The organism is Microbacterium sp. NPDC087592 (assembly GCF_044743585.1).
Taxonomy (GTDB): domain Bacteria; phylum Actinomycetota; class Actinomycetes; order Actinomycetales; family Microbacteriaceae; genus Microbacterium.
Genome location: NZ_JBIUWT010000001.1, coordinates 840,564 through 857,798, shown reverse-complemented (window position 1 = coordinate 857,798; position 17,235 = coordinate 840,564). Strand labels below are relative to the sequence as shown.

Sequence of the window (17,235 nt, the reverse complement as noted above, 5' to 3'; positions counted from 1 at the left end):
GCAATGCGGATCCGGGGGGAGAGAATCGCGTGTCAACCGAGCACGGTCGGCTCGCCGTGGTGGTCGTGAACTACGCCTCGGCGAAGCTTCTGCAGCGCAATCTGGTGGTCGTCGCGCGCGAGGCGCGGGCGATCGACCCCGACGCGACGGTGATCGTGGTCGACAACTGGTCCACCGCTGACGAGCGTCGAGCCGCGGAAGAAGTCGCGAGGGCGAACGAGTGGACGCTGATCGCGCCCGAGTCCAACACGGGCTTCGGCGGTGGGGTGAACATCGGCGTGACGCGCGCGCTCGCCGACGGTGCGACCGACGTCCTCGTCATCAACCCGGATGCGCACATCGACCGCGAGTCGCTGCGCCTGCTGGAATCCACCACTGCGGCTTCCCGCACCACGCTCGCCTCGCCGGTCATCTCCGACTCGGACGGGCGTACGTGGTTCGCCGGTATCGACCTCCTGCTCGACGACGGCACGATGCGCGCACGACGCAAGCGCGTGACGGGTGATCCGCAGCCTTTCGAACCCTGGCTGAGCGGTGCATGCCTGTGGATCACGCGTGAGGTCTGGGAGCTCGCCGGAGGATTCGACGACGACTACTTCCTCTATTGGGAGGATGTCGACTTCTCGCGGAAGGTCGTGTCGGCCGGCGGATCGCTGGTGCTCGTCGAAGACGCGAGTGCGGTGCACGACGAGGGGGGCACGCAGCGCGCCGATCCCCAGGTCTCGCGGGCGAAATCCGAGACCTACTACTACTACAACATCCGGAACCGGATGCTCTTCGCGGTGCGTCACCTCGATGATGCGGGCGTGCGGCGCTGGCGCCGCTCGATCCCGCGAACAGCCCGCGAGGTGATCCTCCGCGGCGGACGCCGTCAGCTGATCCAGTCGGCCGCTCCGATCCGCGCCTACCTTCGCGGGGTGCGAGAGGCTCGACGGATCGCACGCACCCAGGGGACCGATCGGAAGGGCAGGAAATGGTCGTAGACGCATACCGACGTCTCGCGCGCGCGCAGAAGGGCCATGCACGTGGTGCCCCCGCGTACTCCGTGTACGTGAACCGACGGATCGGACGGGTCCTCGCCGCCGTCGCCTACCGCATCGGGCTCACGCCGAACCAGGTCTCGATCATCAGTGCGGTGCACTCCTTCGTCGCGATCGGACTCATCGCCTTCGGACCGGTGAACGTGCCCATGGGCTTCCTGATCGCGGTGCTGCTCGTGCTCGGCTACGCCTGGGACTCCGCCGACGGCCAGGTCGCGCGTCTGCGCGGCGGAGGCAGTCCGCAGGGCGAGTGGCTCGACCATTTCATCGACACGCTCAAGATCGCGTCCCTCCACCTCGGGGTGCTGATCGGGCTCTACCGGGTCCTCCCGGAGACACCGGTGCTGCTGCTGATCCCGATCGTGTTCAGCATCGTCGCCTCGACGACCTTCTCCGGGATGCTCCTCAACGACCTCCTCAAGGGGAAGCACGCCGTGGCGTCGACCCACGAGCGCGGCGGAGGCACGCTCGTGCGATCGCTCGTCCTGCTGCCCACCGACTTCGGCCTCGTCTGCCTCGTCTTCGTGCTGTGGGGGTGGACGCCGGCGTTCCTCATCGGCTACGGCCTGCTGTGTGCCGCCGCGGTCCTGTTCCTCGCGCTCGCCGCGGTCAAGTGGTTCCGCGAGATCGGAAGGCTCGGTGCCGACGCATGACCGGTGAGAAGATCCTGGTCGTGTGCGCCGCGAACGTCTGCCGGTCGCCGTTGGCGGAGCTCGGCCTGCGGCGGGGATTCGGTGCGGACTCATCTATATCGGTCAGCAGCGCGGGCGTCCGCGCGACCGAGGGCGATGCGGTCTGCGAGCTGGTCTCGTCGCTCCACGATGACGAGGGATGGCGCGAACAGGCGCAGTCCCACCACGCGCGGCCGGTGACCATCGAACTCATCGAGCAGTCCACCCTGATCCTCACGGCGTCACGGGACATCCGTGGCGAGCTGGTGCGGCTCGCGCCGCGCTCGCGCGATTGGATGTTCACCCTCAAGGAAGCCGCCCACCTAGGAGCGGGCTTCTCCTCTACGGGGCCCGACCGCGTGGCGGACTACGTCGCGTATCTGGACCGAGCGCGGTCCCGGGCGGTGCCGCTCGCCGGCAGCGACGGAGTCGGGAGCAGGATCCGGCGTCTCTTCGGCAACCGGGGCGCCGTCGATCCGACCAGCATCGCCGACCGGCACGGCAGCCGGGGCCACCGGGAGACCCTCGCCGAGGTTCAGTCGTCCACGGCGACGATCCTCGCCCAGCTCGGCGGGCACCGACGGCACGCATCCTGAGCGAAGCCTTGTGGTTTCCCGCTCCCCGCACTATCATTAGCCGATGCCGCGTTCTGCGCGGTGGGGACCGAGGCCGAGGGGGCTTCGGAATGGGGATCTGGGTTCTGGGGAGCTGCAGTGTTCAATGTTTCATCATGCCGTCGTGGGGACGGCAATTCGCGCTCGAGACGCGCGATGTTGATCGCGCCTCTGGTGGCGCTCGCACTCGTGACGGCAGGCTGCACGGCAGCCCCTGACGCCTCCGAGGAGCCGACGCCCGAGGGCACCAGCACCACCGACTGGACGCCGCCTGCCGAGGATGAGGCCGCAGGGCCCACCGAGGCACCGTCGCTGACGGAGGAGAGTGGAGCTCTCGACGAGCCGATCGCCCTGTCGACCGACATGGTCGTCACGATCGACAAGATCTCGACGATGACCGTGGAGCCCGAGACGCCGGGCGAGTACGCCGGTCCGGCCGTCGTGGTCGACGTCTCCGTGTCCAATGACTCGAAGAAGGCGCAGAGCGTCGAGTCCGCCGTGGTCAGTCTGACCACCGACGACGGAGACATCGGCGTGGCCACGACGGCGGGGCCGAACAAGCCGCTGACGGGCGATCTGGCCGCCGGCGCGAAGGCCACGGGTACTTACGTCTTCATGCTCGATCCGACGAAGGGGCGCTCGGTGAAGATCAGCGTCAATTACGCCGCGGGCGAGCCGGTGGCCACATTCGCCGGCACGCTGTCCTGACAGTCGTGCGCTGTCGCGCACCGATCTTTCATCGCACTTTCGCAATTTCATACTCAAGAAACGTTCTGCGGCTGGGGAGTCACTAATGGGGAACACAACAACCACGAGGCGGGCGCTGGGAGCGCTGGCTTCCGTCGTGACAGCAGCGTTGCTGGTCGCGGGCATGACGACGCTGGGAGCACAGGCGGCTTCGGCCGCTGACGTGTCGCCGCCGCCGCTGCTGCAGCGGGACGACAACGTCGTGACGTCGGATCCGATCCCGACGGTCCAGATCGACAACGGCTACGTCTGGTCGCAGACCGTGATCGGCTCGACCGTGTACGCGGTGGGCAAGTTCGACAATGCGCGTGCACCTCTGGCGGTGCCGGGGACGAGTCTGACCGCACGGTCGAACGTCCTCGCCTATGACATCAACACCGGCCAGTTGCTGTCGTTCGCTCCGCAGGTGAACGGCGTGATCAAGGCGGTCGCGGCCTCGCCCGACGGCAGTCGCATCTACATCGGCGGGTCCTTCAACTCGGTCAACGGGCAGGCGCGCTGGAACTTCGCCGCGCTGGACGCGGTCACCGGTCAGCTGGTGCCCGGGTTCAATCCGTCGATCGGCGGCAGCGGTGTCTACGCTCTCGCCACCTCCGGGTCGAGCGTGTACGTGGGCGGTCTGTTCACACAGGGCAACGGCACGGCCCGCAAGAACCTCGCCGGCTTCAACGCTGCCAACGGAGCCCTGCTGAGCTGGGCTCCGCAGACCGATCTCCAGGTCGACGCGATGGTGATGGATCCGGCCGGGCAGAACGTCATCGCCGCCGGTCGCTTCTCGCAGGTCAACGGGGACCTCACGATGCGCGGTACTGCCGCTATCGACAAGACGACCGGTGCACTCGATACCGCGTGGGCACTGCCGCAGACCGTCAAGAACGGTTCCAACACGGGAAGCAACTCGGGCAAGGCCGGGATCTTCGGTCTGGCCGCCGATGCCAACGCCGTGTACGGCACCGGCTGGGTGTATGCCGACGCCGCCACCGGAAACCTGGAGGGGACGTTCGCCGCAGAGGCCGGAACCGGCCAGGTGCGCTGGATCTCCGACTGCCTGGGAGACCACTACGGCGTCTACTCCACGGGCAAGGTCGTCTACACGACCAGCCACACGCACGCCTGCAGCACGATGGGCATGCACCCCGAGCAGAACCCGCGTACGCACCGCTACTCCGAGGCGTACACCGCCGATGCACGGGGCACGCTCGGGAACCAGCCCGCGGCCGGCAGCACCTACAAGAACTGGGCCGGTACACCGGCGCCGTCCGGTTACGCCTGGACGCCCGACTGGGCCGTCGGCGTGACGACGGGCATGGGGCAGGCCGGTCTCTCCATCACCGGAGCGGGCAACATGATCTCGATCGGCGGAGAGTTCCGCTCGGTCAACAACGGGCGTTTCGAGGGCCTCGTGCGCTTCTCGACGACGCCTCCGGGCGGAGCGAAAGACGGTCCGCGTCTCTCCGGAGCGAACTGGACCGCCACGGCGCAGTCCTTCATCCCGGGGCGCGTGCGCGTCTCCATCCCCTCGAACTGGGATCGTGACGATCTGACGCTCACGTACGAGCTGCGACGCACGGGCACTGCCACGCCGGTCGCCACGAAGACGGCCGATGCGACCTGGTGGAACCGCCCCACGATCAGTCTCGAAGACAAGACGGCGCCTCCGGGAACACAGCAGGAGTACACCGTCGTCGCGAAGGACGGCAACGGGAACGCGGTGAGCAGTCAGGCCGTCAGCGTGGCAGTGACGGCAGGAGCCGTCTCCACATACGTGGACGCCGTGACCGCTGACGAGCCGCAGCTCTATTACCCCCTGGGCGACTCCAGGCAGGATTGGGCCGGTGCGAACACGCCCGTCTTCGGCTCGGGCGTCACGACATCCACGTCCGGCGTCGCGAACACCGCGACGGGAGCATCGACATTCACCGGTTCCTCCACCGGACGCGTCGCGACGACGAACAAGGTCGCCGCACCCTCCGAGTACTCGACCGAGGTGTGGTTCAAGACCAACTCCACCACCGGTGGAAAGCTGATCGGCTATGGGAGCGCCGCCTCCGGCGACTCCACCAGCTACGACCGTCACCTCTACATGACCAACAATGGTCGGCTCGTCTTCGGCACCTATGACGGGAGCACTCGGACGATTCAGAACAGCACGGCCCTGAACAACAACGCCTGGCACCATGCCGTGGCGACGCAGAGCTCTGCGGGGATGAAGCTGTACGTCGACGGCACGCTCGTCGCATCGGACGCCTCCGGTACCACCGCGGAGAACTACCTCGGGTACTGGCGCATCGGCGGGGACAACCTCAGCAGCTGGCCTTCGGCGCCGAGCTCCAAGTACTTCAAGGGAGCGCTCGATGAGGCCGCTGTCTACCCGTACGCGCTGACGTCGGCCCAGGTGCAGACGCACTACGGCGTCGGCAAGGGCTTCGAGGCGCCGACCGCCTCCTTCACGGCGACCGCGACGGACCTCGACGTGGCCTTCGACGCCAGCGCGTCCGCTCCGGCGGGCTCTGCGACGATCACCGGCTACCAGTGGGACTTCGGAGACGATTCTCCGGCGGGCACGGGCGCGACGACTTCGCACACCTACACGGCCTCCGGAACGTACACGGCGAAGCTCACAGTCACCGACAGCAACGGGCTGGCCGCGACGACGGAGAAGCCGGTCGTGGTCCAGGCGGCGAACGTGCTGCCGACAGCGTCCTTCGAGGTCACCGGAACAGGACTCTCGGTCTCGGCGGATGCGTCCGCATCCACCGACTCCGACGGCACCATCTCCTCGTACGCATGGAACTGGGGTGATGGGACGACGTCGACCGGTCAGGTCGCCAGCCACGTGTACGCCACGGCGGGCACGCGCACGGTGACCCTCACCGTCACCGACGACCGCGGCGGCACCGCGTCGACCACGCGTCAGGCGGTCACCACTCATGCCGACCCGGTCGCGACGTTCACGTCGACGGCATCGGGCATGACGGTGAACGTCTCGGCTGCGGGGTCGAGCGCCTCCGACGGGGCCACGCTCTCCTATTCCTGGAACTGGGGCGACGGCACTCCCGCCGGATCGGGAGCCACCGCCGGTCACACCTACACCCAGGCGGGTGCGCACGACATCACCCTGACGGTGACCGACAGCCTCGGCGGGTCCGCGAGCGTCACCAAGTCCGTCACGGCGCAGGCTCAGGTCTTCGCGGCATCCGACTCGTTCGGTCGCGTGGTCTCGAGCGGCTGGGGCGCAGCCGATAAGGGCGGCACCTGGGCACCCATGAGCGGTTCCGCCGCTGTCACCTCCGTCGCCGACGGAGTGGGCAAGGTCAACCTCACGCCGGGTGAGACCCGCGAGATGCTCCTGCAGGGCACGTCCCTGCTCGACAGCTCGGCGCGGATCAGCTACACGCTGTCCTCCGGGCCGTCGACGGGCGTCGCCTACGAAGGGCTCGGCGCACGTCGGTCGGGTTCCAACGGCTACCGTGCACTTGCATGGCACCGTGCCGACGGCAGCTCCTGGCTCGTGATCCAGCGCAACGGTACGGCGATCGCCAGCACCGCTGTCGCAGGTCTCACGTGGACAGCGGGAAGCACGTTCAACCTGGCGATGGAGACGACCGGTTCGACGACCACCACCATCCGCGCCAAGCTCTGGACGGGCGGGGCCGCAGAGCCCGCCAGCTGGCAGCTGTCGACGACGGACGCGACTCCGGCCCTCCAGGTCGCGGGGGCGCCCACCGTGTACTCGTACCGTTCCGGCACGGCGACCGGCACCAACCTCGCGAGCTTCGACGACTTCACGCTGAAGAACCTCGGCGCCGTGGTGCCGGATCCCGAGCCGGAGCCCGAGCCCACCAACGTCGCACCGGTGGCCGCCTTCTCGGCGACCGCGACGGCGTTGACGGCCAACGTCGACGGCACCGCGTCGACGGATTCGGACGGCACCATCGCTTCCTACGCCTGGAACTTCGGCGACGGAACGACGGGATCGGGCGCAACGAGCTCCCGCACCTACGCCGCAGCCGGAACCTACACCGTGACGCTCACCGTGACCGACAACAAGGGGGCGACGCACACCGCGACCAAGCAGGTCACGGTCGCGGCGGCTCCTGTCGATCCTGATCCCGATCCCGAGCCCGAGCCTGCTCCGTTGGCAGGCGACGAGTTCGAGCGGACCTCCGGTCCCGGTTGGGGCAGCGCGGTCGTGGGCGGTGCATGGACTATCGCCGGCGGCTCGCAGGCAGCGGCCACAGTGTCGGACGGCCAGGGCAAGATGGCCCTGATCCCGGGAGACACCCGCCACGCGACGCTCAACACGACCTCGATCACCGACGCCGTGCTTCAGACGCAGTTCCGCGTCGATCAGGCGCCGGCAGCGGGCGGCGCGTACATCGGAGTCATCGCGCGTCAGTCTGCCGCAGGCAAGTATCTGGTCCGCGCATGGCTCCGTCCTGACGGAACCATCTGGCTCGTGGCTCATCGTGACGGCACCGTGCTGCTGACGCAGCCCGTGTCAGGGCTCGCCTTCACGGCGAACACCTCCTACACGTTGAAGGTCTCCGTCACCGGTACTTCGCCGACCGCGATCTCGGCGAAGATCTGGGCGACGGGTGGCACGGAGCCGGCGAACTGGCAGCTCAACGCGACGGATGCGACGCCGTTGCAGGGTGCTGGCTCGGTCGGCTTGAGCGGCAACCGCTCGGGGAGCTCGACGGCGGCACTCGGTGTCTCCTTCGACTCGTTCCGGGTGACCGCCCCGTAGCAGAGCGATGCGGCGCACGTGAGGTGCGTTCCCGTCCATCGGTGCTCATGCGCCGGTGGACGGGGCGCGCCTCACGTGTTCTTGTGTGCTGACGTGTTACACATTGAGAGCGTTTCGCGCTGTGACAGATTCGTTCCGCATCACCACCTCCGAGTAGGATCCTGACGCATGGCCACTGCTGTTCCGATCGTGCTCCTCGCAGTCGGAGGTCTCGCCGCACTGGCCCTCGTCGTTCTCGTGCTCCGGATGATGCCCCGCGCGGCATTCGTCGTCTGGGCGTGCGTGCTCTTCTTCGTCCCCCTCTGGGTGGGCGTGAACATCGGCTTCTACTGGGCCGCGATCACGCTTCTCACGGCACTGCTGATCCTCGTCAACTGGTCGATCGTCCCGCTGCGGGCGGCCGATGCGTGGGTGGCGGTGTTCATCATCGTCATCGTCGGCCTGTACGCCTTCGGCTCCGTGGACCTCGCGTCTCTCGTCGCTGCGCTCCTCGAATGGGTGATCCCCTACATCTGGGGCCGCGTGGTGCTGGCCCGGGTCGGCACCGCATGGGTGACTTCGACCATCGCGATCGTCGCCGTGGTCGCCGCGGCACTCGCCGTCGTCGAGTTCTTCACGTCGTTCAACCCGTTCGTGCTCATACCGGGGTCGGGGGTCATCTACGACACCTGGAGCCCGCTGCAGGAGCGCGGAGGGGTCCTGAGGGCGGAGGGTGCTTTCGGGCATTCGATCGCGCTCGGTGCGGCCCTGGCCATGTCTTCGGCGTTCGTCGTCGCGACCAGGTGGCGGCTCGTTCCGAAGATCAGCGGGGTGGTGATCATCGCGGTGGCGACGGTCCTCACCTTCAGCCGTGTGGGTCTCCTGACGCTCGTGCTCACGCTCATCCTGTCCACGTTCCTGATCGTCGGCGTCTCCACTCGATTCCGGGCGACCGTCGCCGTGGCCGGTGTGATCGGAACGGCCATCGTCATCCCCATCATCGATACGGTCTTCGGGGCAGCGGGGGAGGAGGCGGGCGGCAGTGCGGACTATCGAACGGACCTGCTCGTGCTCCTCGAGCAGGTGCAGGTCTTCGGCAACCCGGGCGACTGGCACTCCCTGGTCTCGGGCGACTACTACCTCGGCTACTTCGCCCGATCCGTCGACAATGCGCTGGTCCTCACCCTGCTGAGGTACGGATATGTGCCGACCTTCCTCATCATGGCTGCCGTGGTCTGTGCTGCGTGGATGGCGCTGAGGCGTTCGACGCGAAGCCCCGCAGCGCTCGCGGTCGTCGGACAACTCCCGAGCCTCGTGGTGGTCGCTCTCATCACGCAATACAGCATGTTCCTCTGGTTCTGCGTCGGCTTGGCCATCACCTGGGCCAGAGACTCTGCCGTGCTCCGAGGGCCCGACGAACCGGCCACGCGCGTCGATATCGGCGCACCGGAGGGGCTGCGGCTGCCGAGCAGCGCCCCGCCGTCGTACCCACGAGCGTGAGGGTGCGGAAACGTTGACTCATCTAGAATCGAAATCTCAGGGGGAATGGGGAACCATGGGCGAGAGCCGGGTCAGTCTGCGTGTCATCGCGAGTTCGTTGCGCAAGTTCTGGTGGCTGATCGTGCTGTCCGCCGTTCTCGGCGCAGCGGGGTCCTACGGATACGCGTCGCTGCAGACGCCGCTCTTCCAGGCGACGACCTCCCTGTATTTCGCTCTCAACCAGGGAACCAGCGCCTCCGACCTCAACCAGGGATCGGTGTATACGCAGAGCCAGATGCTGTCGTTCGCTCAGCTCGCCACCAGCTCGCGCGTGCTCGATCCCGTCATCGAAGAGCTCGACCTCGACACCACTGCGCGTGCTCTGGCCCGGGACATCGAGGTGTCGATCCCGCAGAGCACTGTCACGCTCCGGGTCACCGGAATCGCGGATGACGCAGAAGCATCGGCCTACCTGGCGAACGCCGTCGCCGACCAGCTCATCGTGGCCGTCAAGGACGTGGCTCCCAAGGATCCGCAGGGGGAGTCCACGATCACCGCGCAGGTGATCGACGACGCGGTCGTGCCGGAGTTCCAGTTCACCCCGAGCAAGCCTCGTGATGCCCTTCTCGGCGGCTTCCTCGGCGGGGTGCTCGGCCTGGCCGTCGCCATCCTGATCGGGGTGCTCGACACCCGGGTGCGCAACGAGGAGACGCTCACACAGGCGGGGGGCGACCCCGTGCTCGGTGTCGTGTCGAAGTCCCCGCTGCTGGTCACGCGCGGCATCGCCGTGGCACAGGAGCCGCTGGGGCACACCTCGGAGGAGTTCCGTCGCATTCGCTCCGCGCTCGCCTATGCGAATGTGTCGTCGCGCGTGAAGGTGCTCCTGGTCACGTCGGGCATGCCGGCCGAGGGCAAGTCGACGGTGTCGGTGAACCTGGCCATGACGCTCGCGGGTCTCCGCAACTCCGTGCTGCTGATCGACGCCGACATGCGCCGCCCGCGTGCGCACGAGCACGCCGGCATCGACGGCTCGATCGGTCTCACGAGCGTGCTGCTCGACGAGGTCGAGTTCGAGGTGGCCAAGCACAGCGTCGCCGACAGCACGCTGGACATCCTGCCCGCCGGCACCGTGCCTCCCAACCCCGCCGAACTGCTCACGTCGTCGCGCATGGCGCAGCTGCTCGATTTCGCCGCAGCGGAGTACGACTACGTCGTGATCGACTCTCCCCCGACGCTGAGCGTCGCGGACGCGAATCTCTTCGCCACCCAGACCGACGGTGTCATCCTCGTCGTCGACGCGACCAAGACGCGCCGTGCCGCGCTGACGAAGAGCATCAGGTCGCTCGAGTCGGGTGGCGCACGCATCCTCGGGACCGTGCTGAACAGGGCGCGCCCCGACCGTCATCGTAGTGAGTACTACAGCGATTGACCGCCGACCCGGGTTCACGCCATCATGGCGTGTATATCGGCCGGAAGGCGGTGCCCGTTTGTCTTTGCCTCCTGAGCCGGTTACTCTTCATGAGTTGCGAGGGGGACTCGCACTTCACCGCCGGGGTGTAAACAGCGGCGTGGTGCTGGTTGATCGTTGAACCTGCCCCAGAAAACGGTGACATCATGTCCTTTCCGTTCCTTGAGCTCGCCTCATCCCCAAAGAACTCCCGACGACCTCCACAACACCGCCGGCGAGCGGTCGCCGGCGCTCTCGCCGCCGTGCTGGGAGTCACAGCCGCGCTGACGTCTGTACCGGTAGCCGCATCGGCCGATGTGTCGCAGGGAGCGACGCGACCTGCAGCGGCTGCTCCCGCCCCGGTCATCGACGACGACATGGACCGCACCGTGGGCTCCGGATGGGGATCATCGGCCGTCGGCGCGTGGCGCGTAATCGAGGGCGCCTCCAGCGTCACGGGAGACGTGGCTCTGCTGGCGAGCCGTAAGCCGGGGATCACCGCGCGGGCGAGCGTGACCGGCGTCTCGGCAGCCGACGTCGACAGCAAGTTCTCGCTCTCGATCCCGAAGCTGCCCGTCGGCGGTCCGATCTACCTCGCGCAGGCGGTGCGCGTCTCCGGGAAGGACTCCTACGGCGTGCGGGTGCGTGTGCACCCCGATGGCTCGGCCTACGTGTCCGTCGTTCGACTCACTGACCTCACCGGGGTCCAGAGCCTCGCCGAGCGTCGCCTTCCGGTGACCGTGAAGAGTGGAACCTCGCTGGACGTCGCGTTCCGAGTGACCGGCACCAACCCCGTCGCCCTCTCGGCGAAAGCCTGGGTCTCGGGTGCCGCAGAGCCGTCGGCCTGGCAGGTCTCGCACTCGGATGCATCATCCGCACGCCTGCAGAAGCCGGGTGGATACGCCTTCGCGCTATACACCTCTTCCGGGGCGAAGTCGGCAGTGCCCGTCGGCATCGACGACATCCGCGCCACCGCCATCGCTGCTCCGACGCCTGCTCCGGCGCCTGCGCCGGCCCCCACCCGTCCGCCGGCACCGGCTCCGACTCCGGCCCCCACCCCTGCGCCGACCCCCGCGCCTGCCCCGACCCCTGTGCCGGCGCCCGTTCCCGTCACTCCCGCGACGCCGGCAGGCGTGCGCGGTGAGCCGGGTGCACGAATCCCGGGCTCGCTCTCCTACGACGCCCCGGCGACGGCGATCTATGCCGCGCCCACGGGCTCGGATGGCGCTGCCGGCACCAAGAACTCGCCGGTCAGGACGATCGAAGCCGCGCTGCGCCTGGTCCCGAACGGGGGGACCATCGTTTTGCGCGGAGGTACCTACCACGAGCAGATCGTGATCCCGCCGCAGAAGAAGGTCACCATCCAGCCGGCGTCGAACGAGGCGGTCTGGCTCGACGGAGCGAAGCCCGTCACCGGGTGGAAGCCCTCTGGAAGCACCTGGGTGGTCGACGGCTGGACGACCAAGCTCGACTCGAGCCCGACCTACACCAAGGGCGCCCCCGACTACACCCAGGCAGACTGGCGCTTCATCGACCCCGCGCATCCGATGGCTGCTCATCCGGACCAGGTCTGGGTGGCAGGCGCGCAGCTGCGCGAGGTCGGCACCGCGGCGCAGGTGAAGGCGGGGACCTTCTTCGTCGACGACGCGGCGAAGCGACTCGTGATCGGCACGAACCCCACGGGCAAGGCGGTCGAGGCGAGCGTGCTCTCGCAGGCCCTCTCGATCCGCTCGGCCGGGTCGGAGATCCGCGGGATCGGCGTGCGTCGATATGCCACCTCCGTCCCCGAGATGGGCACGGTGATCGCGGCAGCGGCCGACGTGTCGCTCACCGATGTGACGATCCGCGACAACTCCACCACCGGTTTCTACTCGTGGTCTCCGCGCACCAAATTGACCCGGGTGTCGTTGATCGGCAACGGACTGCTGGGCGGAGGAGCCTCGCAGGCCGACGGGCTCAAGGTGACGCAGATGCTCTCGACGGGGAACAACTCCGAGGGCTTCAATCACTCTCCGGTGTCGGGCGCCTTCAAAGTCACGCGAACTCAGAAGGTGACGGTGGCCGACAGTGCGTTCACCGCCAACAACGGGCGAGGCCCGTGGTTCGACGAGTCCGTCGTCGACATCGCCTTCACGGGCAACGACGTGATCGGCAACACGGGGCACGGCGTCATGGTCGAGCTGTCCGAGCGTGCGGTCGTCGCCGACAACATCATCGCGCGCAACGGCGACTTCGGGCTCTTCGTACTCAACTCCGGGAACGTGAAGATCTGGAACAACACCTTCGTCGGTAACGCGAACCGCAACATCAGCATCGGGCAGGACGCGCGCAGCGCCTCCGATCCGAACGCGGCGGGCCACGACCCCCGGACGAGATACGCGCCGCTGGCGCCGTGGACCGTGCGCAACACCGTGGTGTCGAACAATGTCATCGCGGAGAGCGCCGGCAACTGCCTCGTGTGCGTACAGGACTACTCGCTGAGGTTCACCGGCGCGCAGATGGTCTCGAGCATCGACGGCAACCTGTATCACCGCACGGCGCCGGGCACACCGAGATGGTTCTCGGCATGGTCCCGGGGTGCGGCGTCGAAGGACCCCGCGGTCGCCGACACGCTCGCGGCCTTCACCGCCGCGACCGGGCAGGACCGTCGATCGCAGTTCGTCGAGGGCGCGAGCGTCGTCAACGGTGGGTTCACGCTGCTCTCCACCCGGGCGGCCGCAGGGGTCCCGGTGCCGGCCGATATCGCCTCGGTATCGCGACTCCCCGCCAACAGCGCGACACTGGGAGCCCAGCAGCGGTGACGATGTAGGTATGGGTTCACTTCTCGCTGTCGGCGCCCGCGCGCTGACGATGGTCATCGCGCTTGTCTGTGGCGTTCTCACGACGCGCATGATCATCGGAGGCGCGGGCGTCGACAGCTTCGCCCTCTACACACTGCTCACCACGATCCCCTCGCTGCTGACGTTCACCGACCTCGGCAGCGGGGCGGTCCTGGTCAACGCCGTCGCGACGAGCGACGACGTGCGCACCGATGAGAAGCTGAGATACCAGCTCACCTCCGTCGGACGTGTGCTGCTCATGTTCGCGGCCAGCGCGATGGCGATCAACACCGTCCTCGTCCTCACCGGCGCCTGGGAGCTGGTCTTCGGAGAGGCCGGGGGACGCCCCGGCGCGTCACTGGCGGCGTTCTACTGCGTGACGATCTTCTGCCTGGGGATCCCGCTCGGCGTCTGGGTGCGCATCATGCTCGGACAGCGTCGCAACCACGTCGTGATCCTGCTCCAGGGCTTGATCTCGCCGCTCACGATGGCGGGAGTTTGGCTGATCCTCACGTTCGGTGGGGAGAACCTCCATTCCTTCGTCGCCGTCGCCTCCTTCGCTGCTTCCTTCCTCGTGTCGGTGCTGGGCATCCTGATCACGGCGCGCACGACGTCGCCCCTGATCCCGTCCGCCGTGCGGATGGTTCTGCGCCCGCGACGTTTTCCCGGCGTGCGCGTGATGGACGTCGGCTGGCCGATGCTCGCGCAGATGGTGACGTATCCCATCGCCGTGGGATCCCAGCGATACGTCATCGCTCAGCTCGGCGGACCGACCGATGTCGCCGAATACGGCGTGGCCGGACAGGTCTTCTTCGCGCTGAACGGGCTGGTGATGGCCGGTGGTCTGGCTCTGTGGCCGCATTTCGCTCGAATGCGGCACGACGGCGGTCTCCGGCGTGGCCCGTTCCTGCTCTCCGCCTTGTTCGCCGCCGCCATCGCCGCCGCGACAGTCATGGTCTGGCTGGTCGGACCGTGGCTCTTCGGATTCATCACGCAGGGCGAGCTGACGGTGCGTCCGAGCACCATCTTCGCCTTCGGCCTCATGATCATGATGACCGCGGCGGTGTACCCCCTGGGAATGTTCATCATGGACAAGCCCGGCATCCGCTTCCAGGTGATCCCCACCCTGAGCATGGCCGCTGTGGGAATCGGGCTCTCCTTCGTCCTGACGCCCGTGCTCGGAATCGCCGGACCTCTGATCGGCGTCGCGTTCGCGTTGCTGGTGTGCCAGCTGATCCCGTTCTCGATCTACATCGTGCGGCACAAGACCCGGCTCACCGTCGGCAGCCAGGAATCGGTGCCGCAGCCGAGCGACGACGCCGCGTAGACGGGGGTCCGCGCGCCGCCGCAGCCGGTCAGGGCAGGACGTGTGCCGTGATGCTCGCGCGATACACATCAGGGGCGTGGCGGCGGAGTGCCTCCGCGCGGCTGTCCGCGACGGTCGACACGATCTCGTCCCATCGGGCGTGGATGTCGGTCAGCGCGGCGGCGACCGATTCCGCATCGCCTGGGGTGACCAGTTGAGCGGTCGCGTAGCCGCCCGCTGCCTCTCGGAGCCCGCTGCTGTCACTCGCGATCACGGGGCGCAGAGCAAGGATGCCCTCGACCGCGGTGTTCCCGAACGGCTCGTCGACGCGGGACGGGACGACGAGCACATCCGCTTCGGCGAGGAACGGCCAGATCGTGGAGTGGAAGCCGGCGAAGTCGACGGAGACGCCCGCCGCTGCGGCCTGTTCGCGAAGGTCGCGCTCGAACCACTCGTATCCTTCGAAGACCGCACCGAGGAGCGTGACCTCGACCTCGCGACCCGTGGTGTGCAGCGCCGAGGCTGCCTCGATGACGAGGTCCGGACCCTTACGCGGAGACAGCCGACCGATGTAGAGCACACGGAGGGCCCGCTCGATGCGTGGACGGGGTGAGATCGGTTGCGGAGGCGAGGCGACGCCGTTGTAGACCACGTGTGAGCGGCGGGCGAGAGCGGGCAGCGCGGTGCGGATCGTGTCGAGACTGAACCGGCTGTTCACGATCGTGCGCTCAGAGGCCAGGTGGGGGGAGTAGAGGATGCCGTTCACCAGCTTGTTGCCCGACGCCTCGGCCTCGTGCACATGGCTCACCGAGCGGGTCCGCCTCAGCCGGGCGACCAGCGGCCACTGGGGGATGATGATCGTCGAGACGTACACGACGTCGGGGCGCAGCCGGCCGATAAGGCGCCAGGCTGCTCCGAGACCCCGGAAGGTGTCGCGGAAGAGGCGGGGCAGTCCGCGCGGGGTCAGCAGGACCTTGCGCAGGACGAGCATCGGGAGGATGACGACTTCGGCACCGGCCGCGCGCAGCTCCGGGACGAGAAGCCCCGAGCTCGGCAGTGCGACCACGACCCGTGCGCCCGCCTCGATGAGGCCGATCGCGCTCTCGAGCAACATGCGGTCCGAGCCGAACAGCTCGGCGCCGGGGTGTACGAGAAGGACCGTGCGCTGGTCTCCGTCGCCGCTCATCGCGTCGCCGGATCCGCTGGAGTGGGCGACCAATCGGTGGTGCGCCGACGTGCCTGTCGAGCTGAGGAGTGGATGCTCGATCCCTCCGCGAGCCTGCGCGCGAGCGCTTCGTATTCGTCCGCGACATCGTCCCAACGGAACCGGGTGCGCGCGATCTCCTGCACGGCCTTCCCGTGTGAGGCGGTCAGGTCCGGGGCGGCCTCCGCCGCGACGACCTGAGCTGCGACGTCGGCGGCGTCGGTGAAGAACCACCCGTTGCCGTCGAGCACTTCGCGGTTGAAGGGAACATCGAAGCCGATCACTGCCGTTCCGGCACCCATGGCGCGCAGGAGGGAAGGGTTCGTGCCACCCACCGAGTGGCCGTGCAGGTACGTCAGCGCATTCGCGTACAGGGCGTCGAGCAACTCCTGGTCGTATACGCCGCCGACGAGCCTGATCCGGTCGTCGCCGTCCGCCACGCGCTGGATCTCCTGGGTGTATCCGGCGCTGTACGGCGCCGACCCGACGACGACGAGCGGCAGCGTCGCGTCGCTGTCGCGGTACCCCTCGACGATCTCGAGCACATGGTTCTCGGGCTCGAACCTGGCCACGACCAGGTGATAGCCGCCCGGCGTGACTCCCATCTCGGCGACACCGCGTTCGGGTAGCTCTTCGAGGATCGGGGCGCCGTAGCGGATCATCTCCGTCGGGACGTCGAACTGATGGCGATAGTAGTCGGCGATCCCCGGCGCATCCGCGATCAGGGCGTCGGCGGTGCGGACGCCGAACTGCTCTGCCCAGCGATAGTAGGCCCTGCCGCGCGGGCCCCATTTCGACCGCCTCCACTCGAGTCCGTCCATGTGCAGGGCGACGGGGGCGCGACGCAGGCGGAGGAGCGGGAGAAAGGGCGAGTTGGCGGCATTGAAGACGAAGGTCGCATCAGGACGGCGCCGGAAGACGAGGTGCAGCGCCGAGAGCCCGGTGTGGCTGAGCGTCTCGATCTGCTTCACGGGAACGGCAGGAAGGTGTACGACCCTCATGCCGAGGTACTCCTTCTCCCGTCGCTCCGATCCGCGGGTGTAGACGACGACGTCGTGACCGCGGTCCGCGAGACGGCGGCCGACTTCCTCGACCGCCGTCTCGAATCCGCCGTAAGCCGCGGGCACTCCTCGGGTCCCCACCATCGCGATGGTGAGGCGGTTCGAATTGCTCATCCGA

The 17,235-nt window shown here is 68.0% G+C and carries 11 protein-coding genes; 9 read left to right on the top strand and 2 right to left on the bottom strand.

Translation table 11 applies throughout. The annotated features are described in order from the left end of the window. The first annotated feature begins 29 nt into the window (after nt 1–29). The 9 genes from ACIOTO_RS04150 to ACIOTO_RS04110 all read left to right on the top strand — a co-directional run bounded on the left by ACIOTO_RS04150 (nt 30) and on the right by ACIOTO_RS04110 (nt 14,873). Nucleotides 30–983 (top strand): glycosyltransferase family 2 protein, encoded by a 954-nt coding sequence (locus ACIOTO_RS04150; RefSeq protein WP_400856659.1) that lies wholly within the window; start codon nt 30–32, stop codon nt 981–983. Then, nucleotides 974–1,693: a CDP-alcohol phosphatidyltransferase family protein gene (locus tag ACIOTO_RS04145; RefSeq protein WP_091035807.1), complete on the top strand. Its 720-nt coding sequence runs from the start codon at nt 974–976 to the stop codon at nt 1,691–1,693. Before ACIOTO_RS04150 ends, ACIOTO_RS04145 begins: the two co-directional genes overlap by 10 nt. Continuing rightward, nucleotides 1,690–2,307 carry a hypothetical protein gene (locus tag ACIOTO_RS04140; RefSeq protein ID WP_400856657.1) on the top strand — a complete coding sequence of 206 codons (618 nt, stop codon included), beginning with the start codon at nt 1,690–1,692 and terminating at the stop codon, nt 2,305–2,307. Before ACIOTO_RS04145 ends, ACIOTO_RS04140 begins: the two co-directional genes overlap by 4 nt. Before the next feature lie 174 nt (nt 2,308–2,481). Further along, the gene (locus ACIOTO_RS04135; protein WP_400856655.1) at nt 2,482–3,033 is read left to right on the top strand and encodes a DUF4352 domain-containing protein; all 552 of its coding nucleotides are present in this window, start codon (nt 2,482–2,484) and stop codon (nt 3,031–3,033) included. A gap of 85 nt (nt 3,034–3,118) precedes the next feature. Continuing rightward, nucleotides 3,119–7,822, top strand: coding sequence for a PKD domain-containing protein (locus ACIOTO_RS04130; RefSeq protein ID WP_400856653.1), 4,704 nt, complete (start codon nt 3,119–3,121; stop codon nt 7,820–7,822). A gap of 168 nt (nt 7,823–7,990) precedes the next feature. Continuing rightward, nucleotides 7,991–9,301 (top strand): hypothetical protein, encoded by a 1,311-nt coding sequence (locus ACIOTO_RS04125; RefSeq protein WP_105712084.1) that lies wholly within the window; start codon nt 7,991–7,993, stop codon nt 9,299–9,301. A gap of 55 nt (nt 9,302–9,356) precedes the next feature. Then, nucleotides 9,357–10,709: a polysaccharide biosynthesis tyrosine autokinase gene (locus ACIOTO_RS04120; RefSeq protein ID WP_400856650.1), complete on the top strand. Its 1,353-nt coding sequence runs from the start codon at nt 9,357–9,359 to the stop codon at nt 10,707–10,709. A 185-nt stretch (nt 10,710–10,894) separates the two neighbouring features. Then, nucleotides 10,895–13,528 (top strand): right-handed parallel beta-helix repeat-containing protein, encoded by a 2,634-nt coding sequence (locus ACIOTO_RS04115; protein ID WP_400856649.1) that lies wholly within the window; start codon nt 10,895–10,897, stop codon nt 13,526–13,528. Between the two features lie 10 nt (nt 13,529–13,538). After that, nucleotides 13,539–14,873 carry a lipopolysaccharide biosynthesis protein gene (locus ACIOTO_RS04110; RefSeq protein ID WP_400856647.1) on the top strand — a complete coding sequence of 445 codons (1,335 nt, stop codon included), beginning with the start codon at nt 13,539–13,541 and terminating at the stop codon, nt 14,871–14,873. A 28-nt stretch (nt 14,874–14,901) separates the two neighbouring features. On the opposite strand, the gene ACIOTO_RS04105 is transcribed toward ACIOTO_RS04110, so the two are convergent. Continuing rightward, entirely contained in the window at nt 14,902–16,038 is a 1,137-nt protein-coding gene (locus tag ACIOTO_RS04105) for a glycosyltransferase (protein WP_400856646.1), read from the bottom strand. After that, entirely contained in the window at nt 16,035–17,231 is a 1,197-nt protein-coding gene (locus ACIOTO_RS04100; RefSeq protein ID WP_400856645.1) for a DUF1972 domain-containing protein, read from the bottom strand. The genes ACIOTO_RS04105 and ACIOTO_RS04100 overlap by 4 nt, the downstream gene beginning before the upstream one ends. Between the last annotated feature and the right edge of the window lie 4 nt (nt 17,232–17,235).

Excerpts from the sequence above, each read along its gene's own strand:
- ACIOTO_RS04100 (WP_400856645.1), bottom strand. The coding sequence starts at position 17,231 with ATGAGCAATTCGAACCGCCTCACCATCGCGATGGTGGGGACCCGAGGA.
- ACIOTO_RS04120 (WP_400856650.1), top strand. The coding sequence starts at position 9,357 with ATGGGCGAGAGCCGGGTCAGTCTGCGTGTCATCGCGAGTTCGTTGCGC.
- ACIOTO_RS04140 (WP_400856657.1), top strand. The coding sequence starts at position 1,690 with ATGACCGGTGAGAAGATCCTGGTCGTGTGCGCCGCGAACGTCTGCCGG.
- ACIOTO_RS04110 (WP_400856647.1), top strand. The coding sequence starts at position 13,539 with ATGGGTTCACTTCTCGCTGTCGGCGCCCGCGCGCTGACGATGGTCATC.
- ACIOTO_RS04125 (WP_105712084.1), top strand. The coding sequence starts at position 7,991 with ATGGCCACTGCTGTTCCGATCGTGCTCCTCGCAGTCGGAGGTCTCGCC.
- ACIOTO_RS04115 (WP_400856649.1), top strand. The coding sequence starts at position 10,895 with ATGTCCTTTCCGTTCCTTGAGCTCGCCTCATCCCCAAAGAACTCCCGA.
- ACIOTO_RS04130 (WP_400856653.1), top strand. The coding sequence starts at position 3,119 with ATGGGGAACACAACAACCACGAGGCGGGCGCTGGGAGCGCTGGCTTCC.
- ACIOTO_RS04105 (WP_400856646.1), bottom strand. The coding sequence starts at position 16,038 with ATGAGCGGCGACGGAGACCAGCGCACGGTCCTTCTCGTACACCCCGGC.
- ACIOTO_RS04135 (WP_400856655.1), top strand. The coding sequence starts at position 2,482 with ATGTTGATCGCGCCTCTGGTGGCGCTCGCACTCGTGACGGCAGGCTGC.
- ACIOTO_RS04145 (WP_091035807.1), top strand. The coding sequence starts at position 974 with ATGGTCGTAGACGCATACCGACGTCTCGCGCGCGCGCAGAAGGGCCAT.